Origin of the sequence: Litoreibacter meonggei (genome assembly GCF_003663885.1) — a bacterium.
GTDB lineage: Bacteria > Pseudomonadota > Alphaproteobacteria > Rhodobacterales > Rhodobacteraceae > Litoreibacter > Litoreibacter meonggei.
In genome coordinates, this window is the sequence record NZ_RCCE01000002.1 from 491416 (window position 1) to 516977 (window position 25562).

Genomic DNA, 25562 nt, shown 5'->3' on the forward strand with positions numbered 1-25562 from the left:
ATTGAGCCTTGGTAACCCCAGCGATAGGTTGTCGCCATGACCGCAGATGACTTGATTACCCGCCTCAACCTCGCGCCTCACCCCGAAGGGGGATGGTATCGCCAGACATGGGTGGCAGATGGTGACGGGAGGCCCTCCGGCACGTGCATATATTTCTTGCTCAAACAGGGCGAGCGGAGCCATTGGCATCGCGTGGATGCGGGCGAGATATGGCACTTTTACGCGGGCACTCCGCTGGTTTTGTCGATATCTCCAAGTGACACGGGACCGGCCACCGACCACATTTTAGGGCCGGATTTCGCGGCAGGGCAGCGACCTCAGATTGTGGTGGAGGCTGGTGAGTGGCAAGCGGCCTCTGCGCCTGACGGGTGGGCGCTTGTGGGCTGCACGGTGTCACCGGGGTTCACGTTTGACGGGTTCGAGCTGGCCGCTGCGGGTTTTGACATCCCTAGGGGTGACTGACCGTCCCGCCCCCGACATTGGCCCCTACGCCGGTGGTACTAGGGCAACTTGTGGGCAGGCCACGCGCCACGCGCACCGCGAGATACGCGAAGGCCTGCGCCTCCAGCATGTCCCCGTCGAGGCCGTGATCGTCGATGTTGTCAATTTGCGCGCCAGTGAGCATGCGCAGGCGGGCCATGATGTGCGGGTTATGACGACCGCCGCCGCAGACAAGGATGCGGGCGGGCGGCTTTGGCATATGTTCCATCGCGCGGGCGACGGCGGTGGCGCAACACTCGGCGAGGGTAGCAGCCGCATCGGCGTCGGAGAGGTCCGCGACTTGGGCGGAGAGTAGCGCAAAGTCGTCGCGATCCAGCGATTTAGGCGGGATTTTATGGAAGTACGCGTGGGTTAGGAATTTATCCACGATTTGCATGTTCACTGCGCCTTGCCCGGCAAAGGCTCCGTCGCGGTCATAAGGTTGGTTTAGGCGGGCCTGCATCAGGTCGTTGATCGGAGCATTGGCCGGGCCTGTATCAAAGGCAAGCAATGCGCCCTCGGCTTGGGGCTTGTCGTAGCTTGGGTCGACATAGGTGACGTTGCCCACGCCGCCTAGATTCAAGAACACCGACGGCGATGTCAAAGAGAGGTATTTGGCGCAGGCAAAATGGAAAAACGGTGCCAGTGGCGCGCCCTGCCCGCCCAGTTGCACATCGGCACTGCGGAAGTCCCAGACCACGGGGCATTGCAGAAGTTCGGCCAACAGCGCCCCATCACCCGTTTGGTGCGTACGCTGGTTGTCGGGGTCATGGGCAAGGGTTTGGCCGTGGAACCCGATGATCCTTGGCGTTTGGTCAGGGTCTGTCGTCATCATGCGTGACAGAAGGGCCGCGTGGACTGTTTCTACCGTCTCGGCGGCTCGGGCGACATCCGCGCCATCGTGCCATTGGCCAAGGGCCTTTGCGATGGATGCACGTTCATCAGCACTATACCCGCGATAGTCGCTGACACCGAACTCCGCGATGGTTTCGCCGTCGGTGCGCAGCAGCGCTGCATCCACCCCGTCAAGGGACGTGCCGGACATCGCGCCAAGCGCCCAAATTGGACCGTTGATCTTCAATGGCTTCCCCTCCGCGCCCCTCACGCCTATAAGGCGCGAAACACTGTTTTGCAGGGACGATACCCCAATGACCTACCATGCCAAATCCGAATTTCTGACCGTGATGATGGAGCGTGGCTTTCTGGCCGATTGCACCGACTATCAAGGGCTGGACGAGGCTTTGATCAAAGGCGTGGTTCCTGCCTATATCGGCTACGATGCCACGGCAAAATCACTGCATGTCGGTCACTTGATGAATATCATGGTGTTGCGCTGGTTCCAGAAAACCGGCGGCAAGCCGATCACCCTTATGGGCGGTGGCACAACGAAAGTCGGCGATCCGAGCTTCCGCTCGGATGAACGCCCATTGCTCGACGATACCGCGATTGCCGCCAATATTGATGGTATGCAGCGTGTTTTCGCCAAATATCTCGACTATGGCGAGGGCGAAACCGATGCCGTGATGCTCAACAATGCCGAGTGGCTGGACGACTTGAACTACCTTGAGTTCCTGCGCGATATCGGGCGACATTTTTCGGTCAACCGGATGCTGAGCTTCGAGAGTGTCAAGTCGCGGTTGGATCGGGAGCAATCTCTGTCTTTCCTCGAATTCAACTACATGATCTTGCAAGCCTATGATTTCCTTGAACTCAATCGCCGGTACGGCTGCCTGCTGCAAATGGGCGGCTCGGATCAGTGGGGCAATATCATCAACGGCATCGACCTGACGCGGCGGGTGTTGGACCACGAAATTTACGGTCTGACCACGCCCCTGTTGACCACATCCGACGGACGCAAGATGGGTAAATCGCAAGGCGGCGCGATCTGGCTGAACGGCGATATGCTTAGCCCTTACGAGTTCTGGCAATTCTGGCGCAACACAACCGACGCGGATACGGGTAAGTTCCTGAAACTGTTTACAGAACTTCCAGTGGCGGAATGCGAACGCTTGGGCGCACTCGAAGGCTCGGAGATCAACGCGGCCAAGGTGATCCTTGCCAATCAGGTCACCGCATTGATGCACGGCGAGGATGCGGCGAAGACTGCCGAAGCAACGGCGCACGACGTGTTTGAGAAGGGCGGCACTGGTGACGATTTACCAACGCTCACGTTGACCACGGAAGACTTGGGCGAGGGTATTTCCATCGTCCAGCTGATCGTGCGATCCGGCCTCGCTGGGTCAGGCAAAGAGGCGAAACGGCTGATCTCGGAGAACGGTGCCAAGATAAACGACGAGGCGTTGACCGACGCTGGATTGTTCATCACTGCCGACCAGCTTGCGCAGCCGATCAAATTGTCAGCGGGCAAAAAACGCCACGCCTTGGTAACCCTGAACTGACAGTTTCCACAAAACGGTCGGGAGGCCCCGACCCGAACAAAGTCGGGCCGAAGGCTCCGTTAGATCACGCTACCCGTAAAGGGCGACGGGCGTGCCAGCGATCGCCGACACATTCAGTAGACCGCGCGCGGTGATGGACGGCGTGACGATGTGGGCCTTGTTGCCCATGCCCATCAATATTGGCCCGACTTCCAGTCCACCGGCCTTCATTTTCAGAATGTTACGCACGCCCGACGCCGCATCTGTATTGGCGAAGACCAGCACGTTAGCGGCACCTTCCAACCGGCTATTGGGCATGATGCGCGTGCGCAACTCTTGGTCCAGCGCCGCATCCGCGTGCATTTCGCCCTCGTAGGTGAAGTTGCGCGGCTCCGCGTCCAAAATATCCAAGGCTCCACGCACCCGACGTCCCGTCGCGCTGTCCAGATTACCAAATTGTGAGTTGGAACACAGCGCAATTTTAGGCTCCACCCCAAAGCGCCGCACATGGCGCGCCGCGGATATAACCGTCTCTGCAATCTGTTCGGCAGTGGGTTCGGCATGCACATGAGTGTCGGCTACAAACAGCGGCCCGTCTTCCAAGATCATCAGCGACATGGCCCCGACGGGATGCAACTCTGTGCTGCCCAGAACCTGTTGGACATAGTTCAGATGCCATAAGAACTGGCCGAATGTGCCGCAAATCAGACTGTCTGCATCGCCACGGTGCACCATGACAGCGCCAATCGCGGTGGTATTGGTACGCAGAATGGCACGCGCAAGATCAGGGGTCACACCACGCCGCGCCATGATTGTGTGATAGGTCTGCCAATAGTCGCGATAACGAGGGTCATCGTTGGGGTTCACCAACTCAAAATCGCGACCGGGCTTTATTGACAGGCCCGCGCGTTCGGCGCGGCGCTCGATCACATCCGGGCGACCGATAAGAATCGGCTTGTCGGTCGTGTCCTCCAGCATCGCATTGGCGGCACGCAGGACGCGTTCGCTTTCGCCTTCGGTGAAGACGATCTTGCGGGTCGCGGTGCGCGCGGCCTCGAAGACAGGGCGCATAATGAGCGCAGATTTGAACACCGACCCGTCGAGTTCGGCCTTGTAGCTTTCGATATCTTCCAGCGGGCGCTTCGCGACACCACTTTCCATCGCAGCCTTGGCAACGGCGGTCGCCACCACGCCCATTAAGCGTGGATCGAAAGGTTTAGGGATCAGGTAATCCGCGCCAAAAGTCAGTTGCTCGCCCTGATACGCGGCGGCGGCCTCCGCAGATGTCGTCGCACGAGCGAGTGCTGCAATGCCCTCGACACAGCCAATCTTCATCTCGTCATTGATAGTTGTAGCGCCTACATCAAGTGCGCCACGGAAAATGAAGGGAAAGCAAAGGACGTTGTTTACCTGGTTCGGGTAATCACTACGTCCGGTAGCGATGATCGCGTCCGGCGCAACCTTGCGCGCCTCGTCCGGCATGATTTCCGGCGTTGGATTTGCCAGCGCGAAGATGATTGGGCGGGAGGCCATTTTGGCGACCATTTCAGACTTCAGCACGCCGGGGCCGGAGAGACCCAGGAACAGGTCCGCACCATCAATCACGTCGCCAAGACTACGGAGGTCGGATTTTTGGGCAAAGGCAGCCTTTTGCGGCGTCATTTCCTCGGTACGGCCTTCATAGACCAAACCAGCGATGTCGCAGAGCCAAACGTTTTCGCGCTTCACGCCCAACTTCAACAACATGTTCAGGCAGGCGATGCCCGCGGCACCACCGCCGGTGGAGACGATCTTGATGTCCTCGAATGCTTTGCCCGCGACCCGCAACGCATTGGTTGCCGCAGCGCCAACCACAATGGCAGTGCCGTGCTGATCGTCATGGAAGACCGGGATATCCATCCGCGCGCGGCAAATGTCTTCTACGATAAAGCAATCTGGCGCCTTGATGTCTTCAAGGTTAATCGCGCCAAAGGTCGGGCCTAAGGCGCAGACGATTTCAGCCAGTTTTTCGGGGTCTTTTTCATCCAACTCGATGTCGAAACAATCGATATTGGCGAATTTCTTGAACAGGACGGCTTTGCCCTCCATCACCGGTTTGGAGGCGAGTGCACCGATATTTCCAAGGCCAAGAACGGCTGTCCCGTTGGTAACCACTCCGACCAGATTGCCGCGCGAGGTGTAGTCGCGGGCCGTATCAGGTTCAGCCTTAATTTCTAAGCAGGCTTCGGCCACTCCGGGAGAATACGCACGAGACAGATCGCGACCATTGGCCAAAGGCTTGGTTGCGCGGATTTCCAACTTACCGGGCTTCGGGTAGCGGTGATAATCCAAAGCGGCCTGACGAAGCGCCTGTTGGCGATCCTCATCGGTGCGTTCATCTGCCATCGTGTTCCTCCCAAAATAAAGTAGTTTAACATTAAACTACTTTTTCGTAGCGCCTTCTATGTCGCGCAAAGTGCAGCGCAAGGCAAGTCTTGCATATTGCGGCGCCTGTACCCACTCTGCGTCAAAACGGAGGGGTCATGCCAGACATCATTGCGGAAATTCGCCTGCCCACACAAGAGTTGCGCAACGATATTCCTTTCTACACCAAAGTGCTCGGGATGCGGATGGATATGATTTACCCCGCCGATGACCCGACCGTAGCAGTGTTCTCCGGCTATGGCCTGCGGTTACGCATCGAAAAAGACGCGCCGGAGCCTGTGGGAACGATCCGCATCCTGACCGAAGATCCTGATGGGTTCGCAGATGGCAAGCGCGAGTTGATCGCACCGAACGGCACGCGCATCGAGATCGCGGACCGCAACCCGCCGTTAATCATGCCCGAAACGCAGCACGCTTTTGTCGTGCGCCGGCTGGCGGATCAAGCTCCGTGGATCATTGGTCGCGCGGGAATGCACTATCGTGATCTGATCCCCGACCGGCTTGGCGGCTCGATCATTGCGTCGCATATCCGCATCCCTGATGGCGGGCCGGTGCCGGACATGATGCATTATCATACGGTCGGGTTTCAGCTGATTTTCTGTTATCGTGGCTGGGTCGATTTGGTCTACGAGGATCAGGGCGAGCCCTTCCGACTACACGCAGGCAACTGCGTAATCCAGCCGCCGGAAATCCGGCATCGGGTATTATATGCGTCTGATAATATTGAAGTTATCGAGATTGGTGTCCCTGCTGAACATGTCACAACGATTGACCATGAGATGAAACTGCCAAACGGCCCTGCCAATCCTGATCGCGATTTTCAGGGGCAAAAATTCGTGCACCACAAAGCCGAAGACGCATCTTGGCAACCGTTTCGCATTGCCGGCTTCACCTGCCGCGATACCACGATTGCGCAAAACACCCGCAATGTCGCAGGCGTTCAGGTTGTGAAAAAAGACGGCGTGGCGGATTGGTCCAGCCACGACGCCGATATTCTGTTCACTTTTGTGATGGACGGCACGATGGTCCTTCAAGGCGAGGGCAAGGAGCCCTATGCGTTGGAAGCAGGCGATGCGTTTGTTATTCCTCCCAGCATGAAGACCAAATACGCCGACGCGTCCGACAATCTCGAGCTGTTGGAAGTGTCATTGCCGGGCGTCTTCGAAACGCACTAATCAAGCTTGGCTTGGCACTTCACGCGCGCGGAGTTCTTTCAACCGTTCCTCGGCCTCTTCCATCGTCAGATCGTCGCTAAACGGCATTTCGTGCAGAATCGCCAATTCACGCAATTCATAGCGCTGTGCATCGTTCATAAGGGCGGGGTCGGATGTTTTGTTCTGGGTCATGTGGAAGCCTCCTGATGGTATTGCATTCAGGGGTTAACGAATATCGAAGCGCGAAGTTCCCGAAATCAGGCAAATTGTTCGCGGATCAAGCGCTCTTCCAGCCCGTGACCGGGATCGAAAAGTATGCGGTGGGTCACATTCGGCTCGGACGTGATTTCAACCGACACGACATTTCCAGCAGACCGGCCGTCGGCGTCAGCCATGACAGGGCGTTTCTTAGGTTGCAGCACCTCAAAGCGCACCTTTGCCGCCTTTGGCAACAACGCACCGCGCCAGCGCCGAGGGCGGAATGCGGACATAGCCGTTAAGGCCAAAACCTCTGACCCGATGGGCAGGATCGGGCCGTGGGCCGAATAGTTATACGCAGTCGAGCCTGCGGGGGTGGAGACGAGCGCGCCGTCGCAAACCAGTTCTTCCAGCCGCTCGCGCCCGTCCACGAAAATACGCAACTTGGCCGCTTGGGATCCTGCACGCAGCAGCGACACCTCGTTGATGGCCAACGCTTCATGGACAGTCCCATCCTCGCGAATGGCCTTCATACGCAGCGGATTTATGTCTTCCTCAACCGCCTCGGCCAGACGATCCCGCAGCTTGGGCTCATGGTACTCGTTCATCAAAAACCCGACCGTGCCGCAGTTCATACCATAGACCGGCGTGTCGAGATGCTGGGTCGCATGCAGCGTTTGCAGCATAAAGCCGTCTCCGCCCAAGGCCACGATGACGCCTGCCTCTTCCAAAGGCGTATCGCCATAGCTGTCGACCATAGCGGCGCGGGCTTCACAGGCCACATCCGTGTCCGAAGCGAGAAAAGATATTTTGTTAACGTCGAGCATCTACGGGCAAGTTTCCAAGTCTTTCCAAGACCTTCGCGTGGGAAAGCAGGAAACACAAGTACATCATCGGCAACAGCAGGACGCAAGAGAGCGCAAGCGTGTCGCTTTGACCGCTTCCGATCCTGATAAAATCCCCTTAAAAGGCGCACAATTCTTGCGCTGCCTCTTAGGGAAGGAACCCCCAATGAACGCCACTCACCGTGATGACGGCTTTTTCACCGAAAGCCTAGAGACCCGCGACGCCGAACTGTTCGGCGCCATCACCAAAGAGCTGGGCCGCCAGCGCGACGAGATCGAGCTGATTGCCTCGGAAAACATCGTGAGCCGCGCGGTCATGGAAGCCCAAGGCTCCGTGCTGACCAACAAATACGCCGAAGGCTACCCTGGCCGTCGCTACTATGGCGGGTGCCAGTATGTTGATATCGCAGAAAATCTGGCGATTGATCGCGCGAAACAGCTGTTTGGCTGTGAGTTTGCCAACGTGCAGCCAAACTCCGGCTCGCAGGCGAACCAAGGCGTGTTTCAGGCGCTGATCAAACCGGGCGATACCATTCTGGGCATGTCGCTGGACGCAGGCGGCCACCTGACGCATGGCGCGAAGCCGAACCAGTCGGGCAAGTGGTTTAACCCGATCCAATACGGCGTTCGCGCTGACACGTTGGAGCTGGACTACGACCAAGTGGAAGCACTGGCACTGGAGCACAAACCACAGCTGATCATCGCCGGTGGCTCCGCCATTCCGCGCCAGATCAACTTCGCCAAAATGCGCGAGATTGCCGACAAGGTCGGCGCGTTTCTGCTGGTGGATATGGCACATTTCGCGGGCCTCGTGGCTGGCGGGCAGCACCCCTCCCCGTTCCCGCATGCGCATGTGGCAACGACGACGACACACAAAACCCTACGCGGGCCACGTGGCGGCATGATCCTGACCAATGACGAGGCAATCGCGAAGAAAGTGAACTCCGCGATTTTCCCCGGTATCCAAGGCGGGCCGCTGATGCATGTGATCGCGGGCAAGGCCGTGGCCTTCGGCGAGGCGCTGCGCCCGGAGTTCAAAGAGTACCAGAAGCAGGTTGTGCTCAACGCGCAAGCGATGGCGGATCAGTTGATCAAAGGCGGCTTGGACATCGTGACAGGCGGGACCGACACCCATGTGATGCTGGTCGACCTGCGCCCCAAAAACGTGAAGGGCAACGCGACCGAAAAAGCTTTGGGCCGCGCCTACATCACCTGCAACAAGAACGGCATCCCGTTCGATGACGAGAAGCCGACGATCACCTCCGGCATCCGCCTCGGCTCCCCTGCGGGAACCACGCGCGGGTTCATGGAGGCCGAATTCCGCCAGATCGCCGATCTGATTGTGGAAGTGGTCGACGGACTTGCGGCCAATGGCGAAGAAGGCAACGCCGCCGTGGAAGATGCAGTGAAAGCCAAGGTGCTGGATTTGTGCGGCAGGTTCCCGATCTACCCCGAGCTATGAGTTAGCGCACAACTCGAAGAAAAAGGCCCCCAGATGTCGGGGGCCTTTTTTGTATGGGTCTGTCAGGTGGGATGCGATAACAATAACCGACAACAATCGGTCAATCATCTACACGGAAAACTGCTGTTTCGCTTGAAGGTACAGCGCACGAGCACGATACTCAGCGCATTCGTATCTCTTGCGGTGCCTTTAGCTTAACGGCGGCGCTTTTTCGCCAGACCAAAGGCGCCCAAGGCGCTCAGTAGAAGCATGCCACCGGCAGGGAGCGGAACAGTTGGTATTTGACCGACCTGCACGTAGTGACTCAAACCACCTTGCGCACCGCTTGCCTTGTCATATGAAAATGTCAACGCACCGCCACTGTCGTTACGCAAAATGGTGTGAGACGGTGACTGGCCGATTTTTAGAATGACGTACAGAAAGCTGGTGACATAGTTTACGCCACTACTGGTGCTATCAACTTTGCTGCTATCGCCCAATCCATAACTCGTATTCAGTACAGAATTCATCCAAGTCAGTTCGTTCGATGGGTTGTTGCCATTGAACGGGAATTCAAACAACTCGCCCGGATCACCGAAACCAAACGATCCGCCTGCGTTTGTCAGTACGGAGCATGCAGCGCTACAATTGACGGTGCCCCGAATCCCGTTCGGACCGCCACTAGAGGCGGCAACGTCATTGAATACTTGAACTTGAGATGCTTGAACTGCACCAACAGGTAGCAGTGCGGCGACGATTAAAATCCCCAGACTTTTCATGCGCATTGTCGTCTCCACTAGTTAAAAAACACATTTAGTTAACGTAAAGTTAACAGAAATCTCATTTTTTCGCAAAAACTAACTTCTGCAACCCATTGTGGCCATAGTCTGTTGTTTGAACGCGACAAAGTCGAGCCGCGGGAAGGGGCTCAACGACAAATTCGCTGATCTCAAACGACAGTTAGCGGTCGAAAACGCGTTTTTTGTGCCGAATCGCTCACCAACCTCACTCCTCTTTGCTCAGATAATGAAACTTGGCATAGCCATCCGCAGACCGCCTCTATTCAGCCGCCCGCCCTGCCTCTAGTTTCCGTTGGCGTTCTTTCCAGCGGGGCATCCGGACAGCCTTGCCGGCCATGTCGGAGTAAATCGTCTCGACGCGGGAAAGTGACAGGCGACCGTCGGGTTTGTACCAACTCGTCACCCCATTGAGCATGGCAATCAAGGCCAAGGTGGTCAGCTTGGTATCGTCTACGTCAAACACGCCTTCGTCCTGACCGCGCTTCAGGATAGCCTCAAGCGAGTTTTCATACTGGCGGCGCATGTTTTCTAGCGCTTTGAAGTTGTCCTGCTCCAGATTGCGCAACTCCATGTAGGAGATGAACACCTGCTCTGGGCGCTCCAGATGGAAGCGGATGTGGAAACGGGTGAAGGTCTCCAGCTGGTTGATCGGCCCGTCGGGCTTCTCCTCCGCCGCCCATGCATCCAGCACCTCTTGCATGTGTTCGCGCAGCAAATCGAACAGCAAGGATTGCTTGTCAGGCGTATAAAGATAGAGCGCACCAGCCTGCACCCCGACCTCTGCCGCGATTTGGCGCATGGAGACGGCGGCAAAGCCGTGGGCCGCAAACAGCCTAAGCGCCGCGGCGCGAACGCGCGGGCCGGTGATGTCGGAATGTGAACCAGTTTTGCGTGCCATATGGTCATGCTATCTGAACACGCGTTCATATCAAGCCTATATGTGGCGCTGGACGGCCACGACCACGGCCCCTATTGTGCGCGACAGTATTTACACTCGGACTGGTTTTATGCGCTGCACCCTTCCCGCCCTGACCATTGTGCTGCTGTCCGCGTGCACCGCAAACCTGCCTGACATTGACAGCACCATCAGCAAGTCGGCCCGCAACGCGGACTATCCCGCTCTGCAACCTTTGCCCGACCTCATCGCCCGGTCCGAGGCCGGGAGTACCATCGTGGTGCAAACCGAAATCCTTGAGGGGCGGGTCGCACGGTTAAAGGCCCGCGCACGTGCTTTGAAAGGACGCAGCATCATTGACGGAGCCACCCGCTTGAGGCTGTTGAACGCTGTGAAAGACCGCCCTGTCTAAGCAGGTTGCATTGCGCCCCTGAGCGATACGCGCTAACGAGCGCGCAATACCTTTTTTGACGGAGCATCCCCCATGTCTGACCCCCTTCGCCTTGGCATCGCAGGACTGGGCACCGTCGGAGTGGGCGTCGTGCGCATCATCCGCCAGAAAGCCGCGCAGCTAGAAGCGCGCACCGGGCGAAAAATTGTGATTTCCGCCGTGTCCGCGCGATCAAAGAAAGATCGTGGCATTCCGTTGGACAGCTACGCGTGGGAGGATGATCCGGTAAAGCTGGCCACCCGCGATGACGTGGATGTGTTTGTGGAACTGATGGGCGGCGCTGATGGCCCCGCGAAAGCTGCTACCGAGGCGGCGTTGAAGGCGGGCAAAGATGTCGTGACCGCCAACAAGGCAATGCTCGCCGAGCATGGTCAGCAACTTGCGCTTCTGGCGGAAAGCGAAGATCGCGTCTTGCGTTTTGAGGCGGCGGTGGCAGGCGGCATCCCCGTCATCAAGGCGCTGACCGAGGGCCTTGCGGGCAACGATATTACCCGCGTGATGGGGGTGATGAACGGCTCTTGCAACTACATCCTGACCCGCATGGAAAATGCCAACCTCACCTATGAGGAGGCCTTTGCCGAAGCCGACGGCCTTGGCTACCTGGAAGCCGATCCAGAGCTGGACGTGGGCGGCATCGACGCCGCGCACAAGCTGGCACTGCTGGCGGCCATATCCTTTGGCACACAGGTGAAATTTGACGGCGTGCAACTGGAAGGCATTGGCCGTGTCACCATAGAGGACATCCACCAAGCCGCTGACATGGGCTACAAGATCAAGCTGCTGGGCACCGCCCAGATGACAGGCCGCGGACTAGTACAGTCAATGACGCCATGTCTGGTTCCCGCCACCTCGCCCCTTGGACAATTGGAAGGCGGCACCAATATGGTGGTGCTGGAAGGCGACCATGTCGGCCAGATCGTGCTGCGCGGCGCGGGTGCTGGTGAAGGCCCAACGGCCTCCGCGGTGCTGTCCGATATAATTGACATAGCGCGTGGGCTGCGGCTGCCGACCTTCGGCCAACCCGCCAGCACACTGAAAACCACGCCATCCGCCAATTCCGGCAGTCCCGCACCGTTTTATCTGCGCATGACGCTGCATGACAAACCCGGCGCGTTGGCTAAGGTCGCGACCTGTCTGGGCGATGCGGGCGTTTCGATTCACCGGATGCGCCAGTACGATCATCTGGACGACAAAGCGCCGGTGCTGATCGTGACACATATGACATCGCGCGATGCCTTGGACGAAGCGTTGACCAAGTTGCCGACGACCGGGGTGCTGGCCTCTGACCCTGTCGCTTTGCGGATCGAAGAAGTCTGAGACGGCGTGATACCGCCGTCCTTGAACCCTGAACCCGCCCCCGCTAAACGGAATGCAACTGCCATTTAAGGATTTCCACATGACCGTTTCCACCGATCAATTCCAAGACCGCATGTTGTCGCTGGGTCTTGCCCGCGTTTCCGAGGCCGCCGCGCTGGCCTCCGCAAAGCTGATCGGACGCGGCGACGAGAAGGCCGCCGACCAGGCCGCCGTGAACGCCATGCGCGAGCAGTTAAACCTGCTCGACATCGCAGGCGTCGTGGTCATCGGTGAGGGCGAGCGCGACGAAGCCCCGATGCTCTTCATCGGCGAGGAAGTCGGCACCGGTAACGGCCCCGGCGTGGATATCGCGCTGGACCCGCTGGAAGGCACCACGCTGACCGCCAAGGACATGCCCAATGCGCTGACCGTGATCGCGATGGGCCCGCGCGGCTCCATGCTGCACGCACCTGACGTCTATATGGACAAATTGGCGATCGGGCCGGGCTACGCAACCGACACCGTGACCATGGAAATGTCGGTGAAAGAGCGCGTGGCGGCACTGGCCAAGGCCAAAGGCTGCAAGGCCGATGACATCACCGTATGCGTTCTGGAACGCCCGCGCCACGAGCAGATCATCGAAGATATCCGCTCCACCGGCGCAGCCATCCGCTTGATTACCGACGGCGACGTCGCAGGCGTCATGCACTGCGCCGAGGCCGCCACGACAGGCATCGACATGTATATGGGCGAAGGCGGCGCACCCGAAGGGGTGCTGGCAGCGGCAGCACTGAAATGTATGGGCGGGCAGATGTATGGCCGCCTTGTGTTCCGCAACGACGACGAGCGCGGACGCGCCGCCAAGGCGGGCATCACCGATCTGGATAAGGTCTACAGCCGTGACGAGATGGTGACCAAGGACGTGATCTTTGCGGCAACCGGCGTCACCGACGGCTCCATCCTGAAGGGTATCCGCCGCGAGGTGGGTCACCTGACCACAGAGACGATCCTGATGCGCTCCAAGACCGGCTCGGTCCGTCGCATGACCTACCGCAACCCGGTCAGCTAATGACGCAAGCCTTCCTTGGTGTAGAGAATTCGCTGACAGGCCGCCGCTGGGTGGGCCTGTCAGTTGAACAGGAACGCCAAGCGGAGACTATGGCCCAACAAACAGAGCTTCCCCGTCCGCTCTGCGCGACACTGGCACGCCTTGGGGTGCCGGTTGAAGAGGCCGAGGGCTACTTGGCCCCTGCCCTGCGCGACCTGCTGCCGGACCCATCGATGTTGAAAGACATGGATACTGCGGCTGATCGCTTGGCTGTCGCAGTCCGCAATCACGAAAAGATCGCCGTATTTGCGGATTATGACGTGGACGGAGGGTCCTCCGCCGCGCTGTTGATCTGCTGGTTGCGTGAGATGGGTTTGCCCGCGACGCTCTATATTCCCGACCGCATCGACGAGGGCTACGGCCCCAACGCGCCCGCGATGGCCGGGTTGGCCGCAGATCACGATCTGATCCTATGCGTCGATTGCGGAACCTTGTCCCATGACGCCTTGGCGGCAGCAATCGGTGCGGACGTGATCGTTCTGGACCATCATTTGGGCGGCGAGACCCTTCCCCCAGCGCTGGCCGTGGTAAACCCGAACAGGCAGGACGAGGACGGCACGCTTGCGCATCTCTGCGCCGCTGGTGTGGTGTTCCTGCTGCTGGTCGCCGTGAACCGCGTGATGCGGGGCGAGCGTGATGTGCCAAACCTGATGGCGATGCTGGATCTGGTGGCACTTGCGACCGTCGCCGATGTCGCCCCGTTGGTCGGGGTGAACCGCGCCTTGGTGCGGCAGGGCCTGAAGGTAATGGCTGCGCGCCAGCGCGTGGGCCTTCGGGTGTTGTCTGACGTGGCGCGGATGGACACGGCGCCGACCTCGTATCATCTGGGCTTCCTGCTTGGACCACGGATTAACGCAGGCGGGCGCATTGGCGCGCCGGATCTTGGCGCGCGGCTTTTGTCGACAGATCAAGAGCACGAGGCGCAAGCCTTGGCTGAACGTCTGGACACCCTCAATACCGAACGCCGCGAAATCGAAGCAGCCGTGCGTGAGGCTGCTCTACTACAAGCCGAGGAGCGCGGGTTGGACGCACCGCTGGTCTGGGCTGCGGGCGAAGGCTGGCATCCTGGTGTCGTCGGCATCGTGGCGGCTCGTTTGAAGGAGGCCAGTAACCGACCCGCTGTCGTCATCGGGCTGGAGGGCGACGAAGGCAAAGGATCCGCACGTTCCGTGACCGGCATCGACCTCGGCGCGCAAATCCAGAAGCTGGCCGCCGAGGGCCTGCTGATCAAAGGCGGCGGGCACAAAATGGCTGCTGGCCTGACGGTCGCCCGTGACAAGTTGGAACCCGCGATGGCGCGGCTAACAGAGATGATGGAAAAACAAGGCGCCGGTTTGCTTGGACCGTCCGATCTACGGCTGGACGGGATCATTATGTCCGGCGCGGCATCGGTCGAGCTGATCGAATTGATCGAGCAAGCAGGCCCATTTGGCGCAGGCGCTGCGGGACCACGGTTTGTCTTCCCGGACCAACGCATTTTGTTCACCAAACCTGTCGGTGAGGGACATCTGAAAATCAGCTTTGGCGAGGGCGGGCCTGAGAAGATGGATGCGATCGCGTTCGGCGCGTTCAACTCCGATCTGGGACCGACTCTAGAGGCCCATGCAGGACGGCGATTCCATTTGGCTGGACGGGTCGAAATCAACAGCTGGCAGGGTCGGCGCTCGGCGCAGCTGCGTTTGGAAGATGCGGCACTGATACAAGCTCCGGCCTAACAGCCCCTGGTTTCAAGGCTTCGTGAAACTTTCCACACTGCGTCGACATTTTCCTCTTGCCAGCGCCCCGCGCCTTGCCTAAATAGCCCCTCACGATCCCGGTGCTCCCTTCGTCTATCGGTTAGGACGCCAGGTTTTCAACCTGGAAAGAGGGGTTCGATTCCCCTAGGGAGTACCACTTTCGTTTCCCCAAAACGGAACAACGCTGAATTCATGCGGTTAATTGCTTTGCTCAGTTAACAGCATCGAACAGTTCAGGGCTAAACACTGTATGGCGTGCCCGCCCCTGATCCTTTGATGTATAGAGCGCACGGTCAGCATCATTCAGCATGCGGTCCGCAGCGGGGGCGCTGTAAAAGCTCGACAATGTCGTCCCGATGCTGGCCGAGATTCGGCAGAGATCGCCGTCATATAAGATCGGCTCTTCAAGCCGGGAGATTATCCGCCACGCGATACCCTCCAAAACCGTTAAATCAATGGCGCCGTTAAAGATGAGGACGAATTCATCCCCGCCAACCCGCGCCACAAGATCGCTTGCGCGGGTCTCGTCTTGCAGCACACCGGCGACGACTTTTAAAACATGGTCCCCCGCCCCGTGCCCAAATGTGTCGTTGACCTGTTTGAAATGGTCCAAATCCAAATGCATCAGGCCGAACGGTTCCCCCGACGCTTCGAGGTGACGCAGCAAACTGTCCATGCTGCGCCGGTTCTGAAGCCCGGTAAGCGTATCCGTATAGGCTTGTTGTTCGGCCTCAACCCGCGCACCTTCCAGCCGCGAATTGAGCCGTTTTGACTCCTCTAAGGCAATTGATTTGGCCTCGATCAGGTAAAGCATGTCGACAGTAGGATCGGCGGGCGCGAAATCTGCGCTGCTCAGGTTATAGCGCTGAACAGCTTCAACGACATTGACCCCAAGGGACAGGTTTAGCAACGCACCTTGGGGGGCGTTCATCACGCCCGGCGCTATCGGCCGCAACACCGGCCATGCCTCACCCGTGACGCGCCTATCAGGCAGCAAAGGGTGACGCGCGGACAATGGGACGAATAGCCCCTTCATACCCAGCCTATGCCCATAGCGAAACTTGGTCCGAACCAAGCAACTTCCATGTTCCAGAAGGTCGCTGAATTCCAGAATATGAAGCGGTCGCTTTATCTCGAAGACTTCCAGCAGCCGTTTTCCGATCAGGGTTTCGTCCGGTCGCAGCTTGGCCAATGTGGGCCCTGCTGACATGATGTGGCCAGTGGATGAGACGTGCATATGCATCGGCATCAAGGCCCCGAGCGCATCAGGGGCAATCGGGACATACTGTGCAGGCACCGGATGCACGAAATCACCGCTCATGTTGCGGTGTCCTCCGTCACCAAGCCGAAGCCACGATCCGCAGCGAATTCCGCCTCGAACAACTCCACCATGACACGCTCAATCACCTCAACGCCCAATGCAGAGCGTTCGAGGTCCAGCACGACAAGTGCCCCATAGTCGTCGGCCATCGCCCGCAGAATGCCCAGAAGCACCGCCCCGAATCCCGGCCGGTCAAACTTCACCAATACGCTGAACGAGGTGCCGGAATGCGCCTCGACTTCCAGTTGGGGGAGACCCAGATCAGGCAGGGCCAGTTTGACCCGATCATGAAGATCATCAAGCGACAGGAGAAATTCTTCAAATGATGTGCCACCAAAGCGCAGCAACCTGCGCACCGTCTCCATACGTTTGTGGGTGACCAGATAGGCGCCTACATCCTCCAGCACCTGCGTCGGCGTCTTCTCAAGTTGATCCGAAAGCGCCAGAAGAACATCGTCTAGATGATCGTCAGGATAGGGTAGCATCGCTTCATATTCATATAGCTGGTGACCGGCCTCCGCGACCACCTTGTCCCAGAGCGCATCCCCATAGATGTCCTGCGCAAAACACTGCAACGCGCGATGAACCAAGCCGTACATGTGATGCCTTTTCTCAACCCTGAAAACACATCTGCCGCAAAACGGTTAAAGAAACGCCAAGAAAAGGTTTCGGGATATCTAAGGTTGGAGATGTTAGCAAACCTTGGACGCCTGCATAGAGCCCGTTCTAGAAACCTGATGTTCTTGCTGCAGCCGTTGCACCTAAATGCTGCGTCAACAGAAGCTGCGCCCGCACCAGTCCGCCTTGCTGACTTTGGCTGCCCCTAGCATAGCACCAAACGTCAAAAGTCCGTCGGCACCCCACCTTCGGATTTCCGGCGGGCCACGAAATCCGCCAGCTCATCGCGGATGGCAATGTCTATAGGCGGGGCCTCGAACTCTGCGATGATGCCCTTATACATCTCGTGCGCCCGCTCCGCCGTCCAAACGCCACCATTCAAATCCCACGCCTCGTAATTGGACCAGTCGGAAATCAGCGGCGAGTAGAACGCATCCTCATACCGGTCCTGCGTGTGCTGGCAGCCGAAGTAATGCCCGTTCGGGCCAACCTCGCGGATCGCGTCCAGTGCAATGTCGTCAGGCGTCGTAGCGTAGGTGGCAGGCTCCATATACCGTTGAATTTGCTGGATAACATCGCAATCCATGATGAACTTCTCGGGGCTGGCGATCAGACCGCCCTCCAGCCAGCCCGCCGCGTGGTAGACGACGTTTGTGCCAGACTGCACGGCGGCCCACAGGGAATTCGACGTCTCCCACATCGCCTGCCCGTCCGGAACGTTCGCGGCGCACACGCCGGACGAGCGGATCGGCAGCCCGTAAAACCGCCCCATCTGCCCCGTCATCTGCGTCGCGCGCATGTATTCGGGTGTGCCAAACGCGGGCGCGCCAGTCTTCATATCCACGTTCGACGTAAACGTCCCGATGGCACAAGGGGCACCCGGATTAACCACTTGCAGCAGCACAATCGCGGCCAGCCCTTCGGCCAGCGACAACGTCACCGCGCCCGACATGGTCACGGGCGCCATGGCCCCCGCCAAGGTAAACGGCGTCACGATCACCGGCTGGTTGCGCCGCGCATGGATCATAGCGCCTTCCAGCATCGGGAAATCGTGTTTCAATGGCGAGACCGAGTTGATGTTCGTATACATATGCGGCTTGGCATCGAACTCCTCGCGCGTCATGCCGCCCGCGATGCGCACCATCTCCATCACGTCCTCCACCCGCTCCTTACCCAGCGAGTAGGCATGCACGACCTTGTCCGTCAGGGTCAGCTTTTCATACAGGCAGTCGAGGTGACGTTCGCGCGCGTGGATGTCGATAGGCTCCACCGGATAGCCGCCCGCGAAATGGATGCAGTTGAAGAACTGGGTGAGCTTGATGAACTCCTTATACCCCTCGAAATCGCCGGTGCGCTTGCCGCGCTTCAGATCCCACATATTGGGTGGCGAGGAGACGTTGCCGAACAGGATATGCTTGCCCCCCATCGGGATAGCACGGTCGGGATTGCGCGGGGTGATGGTAAACTCCGCTGGCGCATGGTCGAGCATTTCCATCACGAAATCCTCGCCCATTCGCACGTTGGTGCCATCGACCTTGCAGCCCGCGCCTTTCAGAATCTTGCACGCGTCAGGGTTCAGAAATTCAATGCCGATCTCGGACAGAATGCGCATCGCACCTTTGTGGATGGCCTGAACGCCGTCTTCGTCCAAAGGCTCCGTCGGCTTGTCGGTGTTGACCGGAATGCGCCACGGCATCTGCTCCGGCAGCTTGGAGGTCGTGCGCCTGGCGTTCCCCGCACGGCCACCGCCGCGCTTACGTTTGATGGGTTCATCTGCCATGTCGCTGTGACCTCCGGTGTTAGCTGCCCACCCAGCTTGCACCGCGCCCCAAGGGCAGGTTTGGCGTTTACCGACGGGTTACGTCGCTTTTGGCGCAAGGCTACCGCGCGGCCAACCAGTGCGGGATGTCCGCGATGCTGTTCAAAACCACATCCGCATGCGGCTCCAGATCGGCGCGTCTCGCGGGGCCGGTCAGCACGCCCACGCAAATCATCCCCGCATTACGGCCCGCATGAAGGTCGTGCGTGCTGTCGCCCACCATCGCCACCTCGGACGGGGCAAATCCGCAATGGTCCGAGAACGCCAGAAGCATCTCCGGCGCGGGTTTTCCACCAAAGCCGGAATCGAAGCCCAATATGCGCGCGAACCGCGTCTCAACCCCCAACGTGCGCATATGTGCATGGGCGGAGCTTTCGGCGTCGTTCGTCGCAATCCCCAACGGCAGCCCCATGGCATCGAACCGGTCAAACAGTTCGGGCAGCGCACATGGGGTCACCAATTCGGCCTGCGCCGCTTTCTCGTTGCCATATTCCAGCAAGGCCTGCCGCTCCCAATGCGGAACGAAGGGCAGCAACAGATCAATCACCACATCCGCAGTATCGGCAATCACCGGACTGTCGGGGTGGAAGGTTCTGGATGCCGCATTGAACCCGGCCGCATCCGCCATGCGCGCGCTAAGTCCGGCGTCGCCCTGCGCCAGATCGTCAAAGAACCCGGCGGCCCATTGGCCCCACGTCGCGTCGAAATCCAGCAAGGTGCCGTCCTTGTCAAACAGCAAGCCTTTGATCTGCCCTGTCATATCCCGCCCGTTCCTCTCTTGACCCGCTATGAATGCTCCATGACAGTGACGAGTATGAGCAATGAGAACAAGCGCTATGCGCCGCGTGCCGGCAGAACCTTGAAGCAGCCCTGAATGACAAAACTCTTCTCCTACCGGAACCGCCCCGTCCATTTGGGACCTTACCCTTTGGAAAAATTGGAGCGGGTAGACAGCGCTGCATTGGATCATGTGCCCGCGATGGCGCATGTCAGCTTTCGACGGCCTGAAGACCCTTTGAGCATCGTCAACGCGATGCAGGAGTATCAGGCGATGCTCGACGCCACCCGCGACGGGTTGGTGAAAAAAGAAATCGCCGAAATCCCGTCAGACCTGACGGAGCGGGCCAATCACCTCAAGGCCTTCGGCTACTACTGCGATGCGTCGATGGTCGGCACCTGCGAGATACCGCGCGAGGCATGGCTGGACACCCCACTGGTCAACCCAGATGTAGACCGGCTGGCAGACAAACTGCGGACCTTGCAACCCAAAACCTTGGCCGCTGGCATCGACGTCATCATGGCTGGCCTGCGCGAAAGCATGCGCGCCCCGCCGCAAGCCTGCGACCACCACACTCACGCTCTGGTGTTCCTTTACGACATGCCCCGCGATCCAGAGCCGGACGAGGTCGGGTGCGACTGGATCACCGACGCCCAAGACCACCGCACCTGCCTGCGCGGGATGGAGACGGCGGTGACCCTCGCCTCCTACATCCGCACTTTGGGCTTCGATGCGCGGGCGCATTCGATGGCAGCGAGCGACGTGCATCTTGGCAAGCTTGCGGTGGCGTCGGGCCTGAACCATGCGGATGGCGCAAACCCGTTTCTGGGCAACCGCTACGGATTGGCCGTGGTGACCACGACTTTGGCGATGACGGCAGACCGTCCGTTGGCCCCAAATGCCAAGCCCGGGCTGTCTTGGGCCATCGGCCTTTCCGGCCATACGAAAAGCCGACGCTTTGCCGACGCTTTTCAGACACGCAAATTCCGCGACGGCCCGCACCCGTTCGAGACCCTCAAACGGGTCGAAAATCCGACCACCTATATCGATAAACCCAACGTCGCCCGCGTCCCGAAGCGCGCCAACCTGTTCGCGCGCGGGCTGTTCGGCGACATGGGAAAAACGGTGCAAGAGGCCACGAAAAACGGCAACTATGTCCGCAAATCGGCGGCGGCATTTGCCTTCCGCCCGTCGCTTGGCGCGTTCGTTTTGCTACAAGACGGGGAGGCTTCCGAGGTCCACGAGTCTACACAAGACCCCGACCGCAACGCCGCCAATATCAAGGCCGCGCTCTACTGGCTGGGCGTCGATGCGGCAGGCCTAAGCGCCTGCCCTGATTGGGTTTATTACAGTCACGACGCAGCAGGCCAGCCGATCATGCCCTACCATTCCAACGCGATTTCCATGATCATCGACCAAGGCCACGAGACCATGGAAGGTGCCTCCGGCGACGACTGGATCGCCTGCGCGCAGTCGATGCGCGCCTACCTGCGGTTCTCGCTTCTGGGCGGTGTGCTGGCCGAGCACCTGCGCCGCCTCGGCTACACCGCCCGCGTCCATTCTGTAATGGACGACGAGGTCCTGCACCCGCCCCTGCTGCTGCTCTCCGGTCTGGGCGAGGTTTCCCGCATCGGCGAAGTGATCCTCAACCCCTTCCTCGGCCCCCGTCTGAAGTCCGGTGTCGTCACCACCAACATGCCGCTAACCCACGATAAACCAATAGATTTTGGACTTCAAAAATTCTGCGAAGCCTGCAACAAATGCGCCCGCGAATGCCCCTCCGGTGCTATCACCGCTGGCCCGAAACTGATGTTCAACGGCTACGAGATCTGGAAATCCGATAGCCAGAAATGCACCACCTACCGCGTTGCCCAAAAGAACGGCGCGATGTGCGGGCGCTGCATGAAAACCTGCCCGTGGAACCTTGAAGGCTTGTTCGCCGAAGCCCCCTTCCGCAAGCTGGCCATGACCCTGCCGCAAGCTGCCAAGGCCTTGGCAAAGCTGGATGATTTGGCGGGGCAAGGCGAAATCAACCCCGTCAAAAAGTGGTGGTGGGATCTGGAAATGGTCGACGACGGGGCCTACCGCCCCTCGGCCCATCCGGTGAACGCACGCGGGCTGCAAAAGGGTTTGGACCTGCGCTACGAGGACCAGACGCTGGCCGTCTACCCCGCCCCCCTGGCCCCGCCGCCCTATGCCTATCCCTACCCGATGGACCGCGAGGCGGGCATCGCCGCCTACAAGGCGATGATCCCCGCACCCGAGCATAAAGCCCGCCGCGCCAAAGGGTTAGCGCCTGAGCATATCTACACCGCCGACCAGCAAGACAGCCCCGTCATGGGTGCGGTGATCTCGAAGGTTGAGCACATGACCGACACGATCACGAAATACGAGTTCGCAATGCCCGACGGCTCCGACATGCCCCCCGTGGCGGCTGGCGCGCATATCGACGTGGTCGTCGCCCCCGAATTCCTGCGACAATATTCGCTGTCCGGTGACCCCGCCGACCGCTCCCGCTACCAGATCGCCGTGCTGCGCGAGGATCACGGGCGCGGCGGTTCGCGCCTGATGCACCGCATTTTCGAGGAAGGACGGCGGGTGCATATCTCCAAGCCGATCAACCACTTTCCGCTGCATGAGGATGCCAGTTTCACCTACCTCATGGGCGGCGGCATCGGTGTCACGCCGATGATCGCGATGGCCCATAGACTACACGCCATCGGCGCGGATTTTGCGCTGCACTACTCCTGCTCGACGCGCAGCGGGGCGGGGTTCTTGGACGATCTGGCAAAGGTGCCATGGGCTGACAAGGTGCACCTGCATTTCTCCAACGAAGGCTCCCGCTGCGACCTCGCCAACACGCTGAAACACCGCACCGGCGCGCATGTCTACACCTGCGGGCCGGAGGTCTACATGGCCGCCGTCATGGACGCAGCGCAGGCGAACGGTTTCCCAGAAGAGGCACAGCATCTGGAGTTTTTCTCGGTCCCCGAGCAGCCCGACTACGTGAACCACGCCTTCACCCTGCGGCTTGCCAGCACCAGCATGGACATCGCCGTGAAGGCCGACGAAGCCGCGACCGACGCCCTTCTGCGAGCGGGAATTCATGTGGATGTGAAATGCTCGGACGGGCTGTGCGGGGTGTGCAAATGCGGCGTGGTCGCGGGCGATGTGGAACACCGCGACTTCGTGCTGTCAAACGCGGATCGCGCAAAGGCGATGATCCTGTGCCAGTCCCGCGCAGCTGAAAAGGATGGTCTGGTGGAGATCGACTTATGACCGTACTGACCGGCGAGGTTCACATTGCGCGACCCGTGGCGGAGGTCTACGACCTCTACACCGATGCGCGTCTGACGGCAGAGCATAGTTCGGGCCGCACCGAAGTGTCCTTTACAAATGTGGTCGAGGATGGCCCCGGCACGCAGGCGGTCTGGATGTTCATCTACCCCGAGTTGAAAACCGAGATGGTTGAGACCGTGGTCGAGGTCGACCGCCCGCACCGCATCACCAGCCACCTGCAAATCACCCGCGTTCTGCCACTGGCCCCGCATGAAGTGACGCCGGGCGTCATGCCCGCGTTGGCCTATAACATGCGTGACGATTACAGCCCGCTCTTCGGAAAGCTCCCCGCTGAGGGTGTGCAGGAAACGAGCTTCACCCCTGACGGCGACGGCACCGTTTTGCGGGTCACGACACAGATAGCCCTTGGCGGATGGTCGCGCATATCAGGCTGGTTCATGTCGCGCTCTAAACGCTCGCCTTTGCAACGTGATCTGGAGGCATTCCGCGACCGCCTTGAGGCTATGCGCGGGACAGGCTGACCACGCTGCTCAGTCCGAACAACACGGCAGCGACGCAGACCATTGTAGGTCCGGCGGGCGTGTCAAAGCGGTAGGCCAACTGCAAGCCCCCCAACGCCGATACCCCACCTATCACAGCCGCGATAGCGGCCATACGCTCAGGCGTCTGCGCCAGCGGACGGGCGGCAGCGGCGGGGATGACCAACAATGCTGCGATCAGCAGGACACCGACGACCTTGATTGCCACGGCGACGACCACGGCCAGTGCGATGGTCAGGATCAGCTGCTCGCGCTTCGGGTCGATGCCGCTGGCCTGCGCCAGATCGGGGCTAACGGTGGACAGCAGCAGTTGCTGCCAGCGCCAGCCAACAAGCGCCAGAACCAGCAAGGCTCCACCCCAGATCACCGCCAGATCGACACGGCCCACGGCCAGAATATCGCCGAACAGGTAGGCCATCAGGTCGATGCGCACCCCGTCAAGGAACGACACCGCCACCAGCCCGAAGGCAATGGCGGAATGGGCCATGACGCCCAGCAACGTGTCCATCGCGTAGCCACGCCCTGACAGGGTGGACACTGAGGTTGCCATCACCAAGGCCACGACAAGGACACCTGCGAAAACGGACATGTTGAAGCTGAGCGCCAGCGCCACACCAAGGATCGAGGCATGCGCGGTGGCGTCGCCGAAATAGGCCATGCGCCTCCAGACAACGAAGCAGCCCAAGGGGGCGGCGGCCAACGCAACGCCAAGCCCAGCGAGGGCGGCGCGAACGAGAAAACTGTCGAGCATTATTCTGCGGCCTCATGGGAGTGATCGTGATCGCACTCGTGGCCATGCACATGGTCATGATCGTGGCGATACAGCGCCAAGGCCCCGCCCGTGCCAGAACCAAACAAGGCGCGGTATTCGGGGGCGGAAGCGACGACGTCGGGCTTGCCCTCGCAGCACACATGGCCGTTGAGGCAGATCACACGGTCGGAGGCGCTCATCACAACGTGCAGCTCGTGGCTGATCATCAGGACGGCGCAGTTCAGCTCGTCCCGCACCTTCTCGATATGGTGGTAGAACGCGGCGGAGCCGGGTTGATCCAGCCCCTGTGTCGCCTCGTCCAACAGCAAAAGTTGTGGCTTATGCAGCAACGCACGGGCAAGCAAAACACGCTGGAATTGGCCCCCGGATAAATTTGACATTTGCCGCGAACCCAAATCGGGCACACCGGCTCGCCTCAACGCCTCAGATGCGTCGGTGTCGGAGATCTTTACGGGCAGACTCAGAAATCGCTTAACTGTCATAGGCAGGGTCGGGTCGATATGCAGTTTTTGCGGCACGTACCCTATCCGCAGACCCATTGCGCGGCTAATTTGGCCCGATGCAGGCTTCAAAGCGCCAATCAACGCGCGCAGTAACGAAGATTTACCAGATCCATTCGGGCCGACAATGGTAACAATTTCGCCTGGAGCTATGCTGATATTCACGTCCTCCAGCACCTTCTGCGCCCCATATTTGAGGTTCACGTTGTTGAAATCGACCAGCGCATTCATTCGGATTTACTCCGGCAGTTCGGGCAAACGCCCTCTGCCTCGAGAACGGTGCGCTCGATGGTGAACCCTGTTTCCTGAGCAGCCTTGCCAAGTCGCCCACCTGCCGCTGCCGTCACTGTTTCGGCAACAGCGTCGCAGCTGCGGCAAATCAGGAATGCTGGCGCATGCGTATCGCCGGGATGGGTACAGGCGATAAAGGCGTTCAGCCGCTCGATCTTGTGGGCGAAGCCGTGCTTCACCAGAAAGTCCAAAGCGCGGTAAACCACGGGGGGCTGTGAGCCTAGCCCCTCCTCGCGCAAGGTATCCAAAATTTCATATGCCCCAATGGCGCGGTGTCCCTGGAGCAGAATCTCCAGCACACGCTTGCGCACAGGGGTGAATTGCAACCCTTCCTCGGCGCAGGTTTGCACCACGGCAGCGACGCCGCCAGAAATGCAATTTGAATGATCGTGATGCTTGAAGCCGAGCGGGTTCATGG

General features: G+C 59.6%; 23 protein-coding genes and 1 tRNA gene. 11 read left to right on the plus strand and 13 right to left on the minus strand.

The genetic code is table 11. From position 1 onward, the window contains the following. The first annotated feature begins 36 nt into the window (after positions 1-36). The gene (locus BCF46_RS07215; protein WP_121023034.1) at positions 37-462 is read left to right on the plus strand and encodes a cupin domain-containing protein; all 426 of its coding nucleotides are present in this window, start codon (positions 37-39) and stop codon (positions 460-462) included. Here BCF46_RS07215 and BCF46_RS07220 read toward each other — a convergent pair. Beyond that, entirely contained in the window at positions 449-1525 is a 1077-nt protein-coding gene (locus BCF46_RS07220; RefSeq protein WP_245989913.1) for an anhydro-N-acetylmuramic acid kinase, read from the minus strand. The genes BCF46_RS07215 and BCF46_RS07220 overlap by 14 nt on opposite strands. Positions 1526-1628: 103 nt before the next feature. Here BCF46_RS07220 and tyrS point away from each other — a divergent pair, with 103 nt between their 5' ends. Then, positions 1629-2879: a tyrosine--tRNA ligase gene (tyrS, locus tag BCF46_RS07225; protein ID WP_121023036.1), complete on the plus strand. Its 1251-nt coding sequence runs from the start codon at positions 1629-1631 to the stop codon at positions 2877-2879. Positions 2880-2948: 69 nt separating this feature from the next. Here the strand turns inward: tyrS and BCF46_RS07230 are convergent, their stop codons facing one another. Beyond that, positions 2949-5243: an NADP-dependent malic enzyme gene (locus BCF46_RS07230; protein WP_121023037.1), complete on the minus strand. Its 2295-nt coding sequence runs from the start codon at positions 5241-5243 to the stop codon at positions 2949-2951. Between the two features lie 137 nt (positions 5244-5380). On the opposite strand from BCF46_RS07230, the gene BCF46_RS07235 reads away from it, so the two are divergent. Next, positions 5381-6457 (plus strand): cupin domain-containing protein, encoded by a 1077-nt coding sequence (locus tag BCF46_RS07235; protein ID WP_121023038.1) that lies wholly within the window; start codon positions 5381-5383, stop codon positions 6455-6457. On the opposite strand, the gene BCF46_RS19750 is transcribed toward BCF46_RS07235, so the two are convergent. Together BCF46_RS19750 and BCF46_RS07240 are read right to left on the minus strand one after the other, a co-directional pair. Beyond that, the gene (locus BCF46_RS19750; RefSeq protein ID WP_170157882.1) at positions 6458-6628 is read right to left on the minus strand and encodes a hypothetical protein; all 171 of its coding nucleotides are present in this window, start codon (positions 6626-6628) and stop codon (positions 6458-6460) included. It abuts the gene before it with no gap. A gap of 65 nt (positions 6629-6693) precedes the next feature. After that, entirely contained in the window at positions 6694-7461 is a 768-nt protein-coding gene (locus BCF46_RS07240; RefSeq protein WP_121023039.1) for an NAD kinase, read from the minus strand. A 184-nt stretch (positions 7462-7645) separates the two neighbouring features. Between BCF46_RS07240 and glyA the strand changes: the two genes are divergently transcribed. Further along, positions 7646-8941, plus strand: a complete 1296-nt coding sequence (gene glyA / locus BCF46_RS07245) for a serine hydroxymethyltransferase (protein WP_121023040.1) — start codon at positions 7646-7648, stop codon at positions 8939-8941. Positions 8942-9135: 194 nt separating this feature from the next. Here the strand turns inward: glyA and BCF46_RS07250 are convergent, their stop codons facing one another. Both BCF46_RS07250 and BCF46_RS07255 read right to left on the minus strand, forming a co-directional pair. After that, the gene (locus tag BCF46_RS07250; protein WP_170157883.1) at positions 9136-9699 is read right to left on the minus strand and encodes a VPLPA-CTERM sorting domain-containing protein; all 564 of its coding nucleotides are present in this window, start codon (positions 9697-9699) and stop codon (positions 9136-9138) included. Between the two features lie 280 nt (positions 9700-9979). Then, the gene (locus tag BCF46_RS07255) at positions 9980-10618 is read right to left on the minus strand and encodes a TetR/AcrR family transcriptional regulator (RefSeq protein ID WP_121023042.1); all 639 of its coding nucleotides are present in this window, start codon (positions 10616-10618) and stop codon (positions 9980-9982) included. A gap of 109 nt (positions 10619-10727) precedes the next feature. On the opposite strand from BCF46_RS07255, the gene BCF46_RS07260 reads away from it, so the two are divergent. The 5 genes from BCF46_RS07260 (at position 10728) to BCF46_RS07280 (ending at position 15363) form a co-directional block, all read left to right on the plus strand. Then, complete coding sequence (locus tag BCF46_RS07260) at positions 10728-11027, plus strand: hypothetical protein (protein WP_147435973.1); 300 nt, start codon at positions 10728-10730, stop codon at positions 11025-11027. Between the two features lie 72 nt (positions 11028-11099). Then, positions 11100-12383, plus strand: coding sequence for a homoserine dehydrogenase (locus BCF46_RS07265; protein ID WP_121023044.1), 1284 nt, complete (start codon positions 11100-11102; stop codon positions 12381-12383). 79 nt (positions 12384-12462) lie between these two features. Then, on the plus strand, positions 12463-13431 hold the full coding sequence (gene glpX / locus BCF46_RS07270; protein ID WP_121023290.1) for a class II fructose-bisphosphatase: 969 nt from the start codon (positions 12463-12465) through the stop codon (positions 13429-13431). After that, positions 13431-15185 carry a single-stranded-DNA-specific exonuclease RecJ gene (gene recJ / locus BCF46_RS07275; protein WP_121023045.1) on the plus strand — a complete coding sequence of 585 codons (1755 nt, stop codon included), beginning with the start codon at positions 13431-13433 and terminating at the stop codon, positions 15183-15185. The genes glpX and recJ overlap by 1 nt, the downstream gene beginning before the upstream one ends. 103 nt (positions 15186-15288) lie before the next feature. Beyond that, positions 15289-15363: transfer RNA gene (locus BCF46_RS07280), tRNA-Glu, on the plus strand. Positions 15364-15417: 54 nt separating this feature from the next. Here the strand turns inward: BCF46_RS07280 and BCF46_RS07285 are convergent. The 4 genes from BCF46_RS07285 to BCF46_RS07300 form a co-directional block, all read right to left on the minus strand. Continuing rightward, positions 15418-16527, minus strand: coding sequence for a diguanylate cyclase (locus BCF46_RS07285; RefSeq protein WP_121023046.1), 1110 nt, complete (start codon positions 16525-16527; stop codon positions 15418-15420). After that, positions 16524-17126: a heme NO-binding domain-containing protein gene (locus BCF46_RS07290; RefSeq protein WP_121023047.1), complete on the minus strand. Its 603-nt coding sequence runs from the start codon at positions 17124-17126 to the stop codon at positions 16524-16526. Before BCF46_RS07290 ends, BCF46_RS07285 begins: the two co-directional genes overlap by 4 nt. Positions 17127-17368: 242 nt before the next feature. Beyond that, positions 17369-18925: a trimethylamine methyltransferase family protein gene (locus BCF46_RS07295; RefSeq protein ID WP_121023048.1), complete on the minus strand. Its 1557-nt coding sequence runs from the start codon at positions 18923-18925 to the stop codon at positions 17369-17371. Between the two features lie 100 nt (positions 18926-19025). Next, positions 19026-19724 (minus strand): HAD family hydrolase, encoded by a 699-nt coding sequence (locus BCF46_RS07300; RefSeq protein ID WP_121023049.1) that lies wholly within the window; start codon positions 19722-19724, stop codon positions 19026-19028. Between the two features lie 114 nt (positions 19725-19838). Here BCF46_RS07300 and BCF46_RS07305 point away from each other — a divergent pair, with 114 nt between their 5' ends. Beyond that, complete coding sequence (locus BCF46_RS07305; protein ID WP_121023050.1) at positions 19839-23021, plus strand: reductive dehalogenase; 3183 nt, start codon at positions 19839-19841, stop codon at positions 23019-23021. Then, positions 23018-23563 carry an SRPBCC family protein gene (locus BCF46_RS07310; RefSeq protein WP_121023051.1) on the plus strand — a complete coding sequence of 182 codons (546 nt, stop codon included), beginning with the start codon at positions 23018-23020 and terminating at the stop codon, positions 23561-23563. Before BCF46_RS07305 ends, BCF46_RS07310 begins: the two co-directional genes overlap by 4 nt. On the opposite strand, the gene BCF46_RS07315 is transcribed toward BCF46_RS07310, so the two are convergent. Genes BCF46_RS07315 through BCF46_RS07325 form a run of 3 tightly spaced genes read right to left on the minus strand, consistent with a single transcriptional unit; the run spans position 23544 to position 25560 of the window. Then, positions 23544-24332, minus strand: a complete 789-nt coding sequence (locus BCF46_RS07315; protein ID WP_121023052.1) for a metal ABC transporter permease — start codon at positions 24330-24332, stop codon at positions 23544-23546. The genes BCF46_RS07310 and BCF46_RS07315 overlap by 20 nt on opposite strands. Then, positions 24332-25084, minus strand: a complete 753-nt coding sequence (locus BCF46_RS07320) for an ATP-binding cassette domain-containing protein (RefSeq protein WP_121023053.1) — start codon at positions 25082-25084, stop codon at positions 24332-24334. Before BCF46_RS07320 ends, BCF46_RS07315 begins: the two co-directional genes overlap by 1 nt. Further along, the gene (locus BCF46_RS07325; protein ID WP_121023054.1) at positions 25081-25560 is read right to left on the minus strand and encodes a transcriptional repressor; all 480 of its coding nucleotides are present in this window, start codon (positions 25558-25560) and stop codon (positions 25081-25083) included. The genes BCF46_RS07320 and BCF46_RS07325 overlap by 4 nt, the downstream gene beginning before the upstream one ends. Positions 25561-25562: the final 2 nt, after the last annotated feature.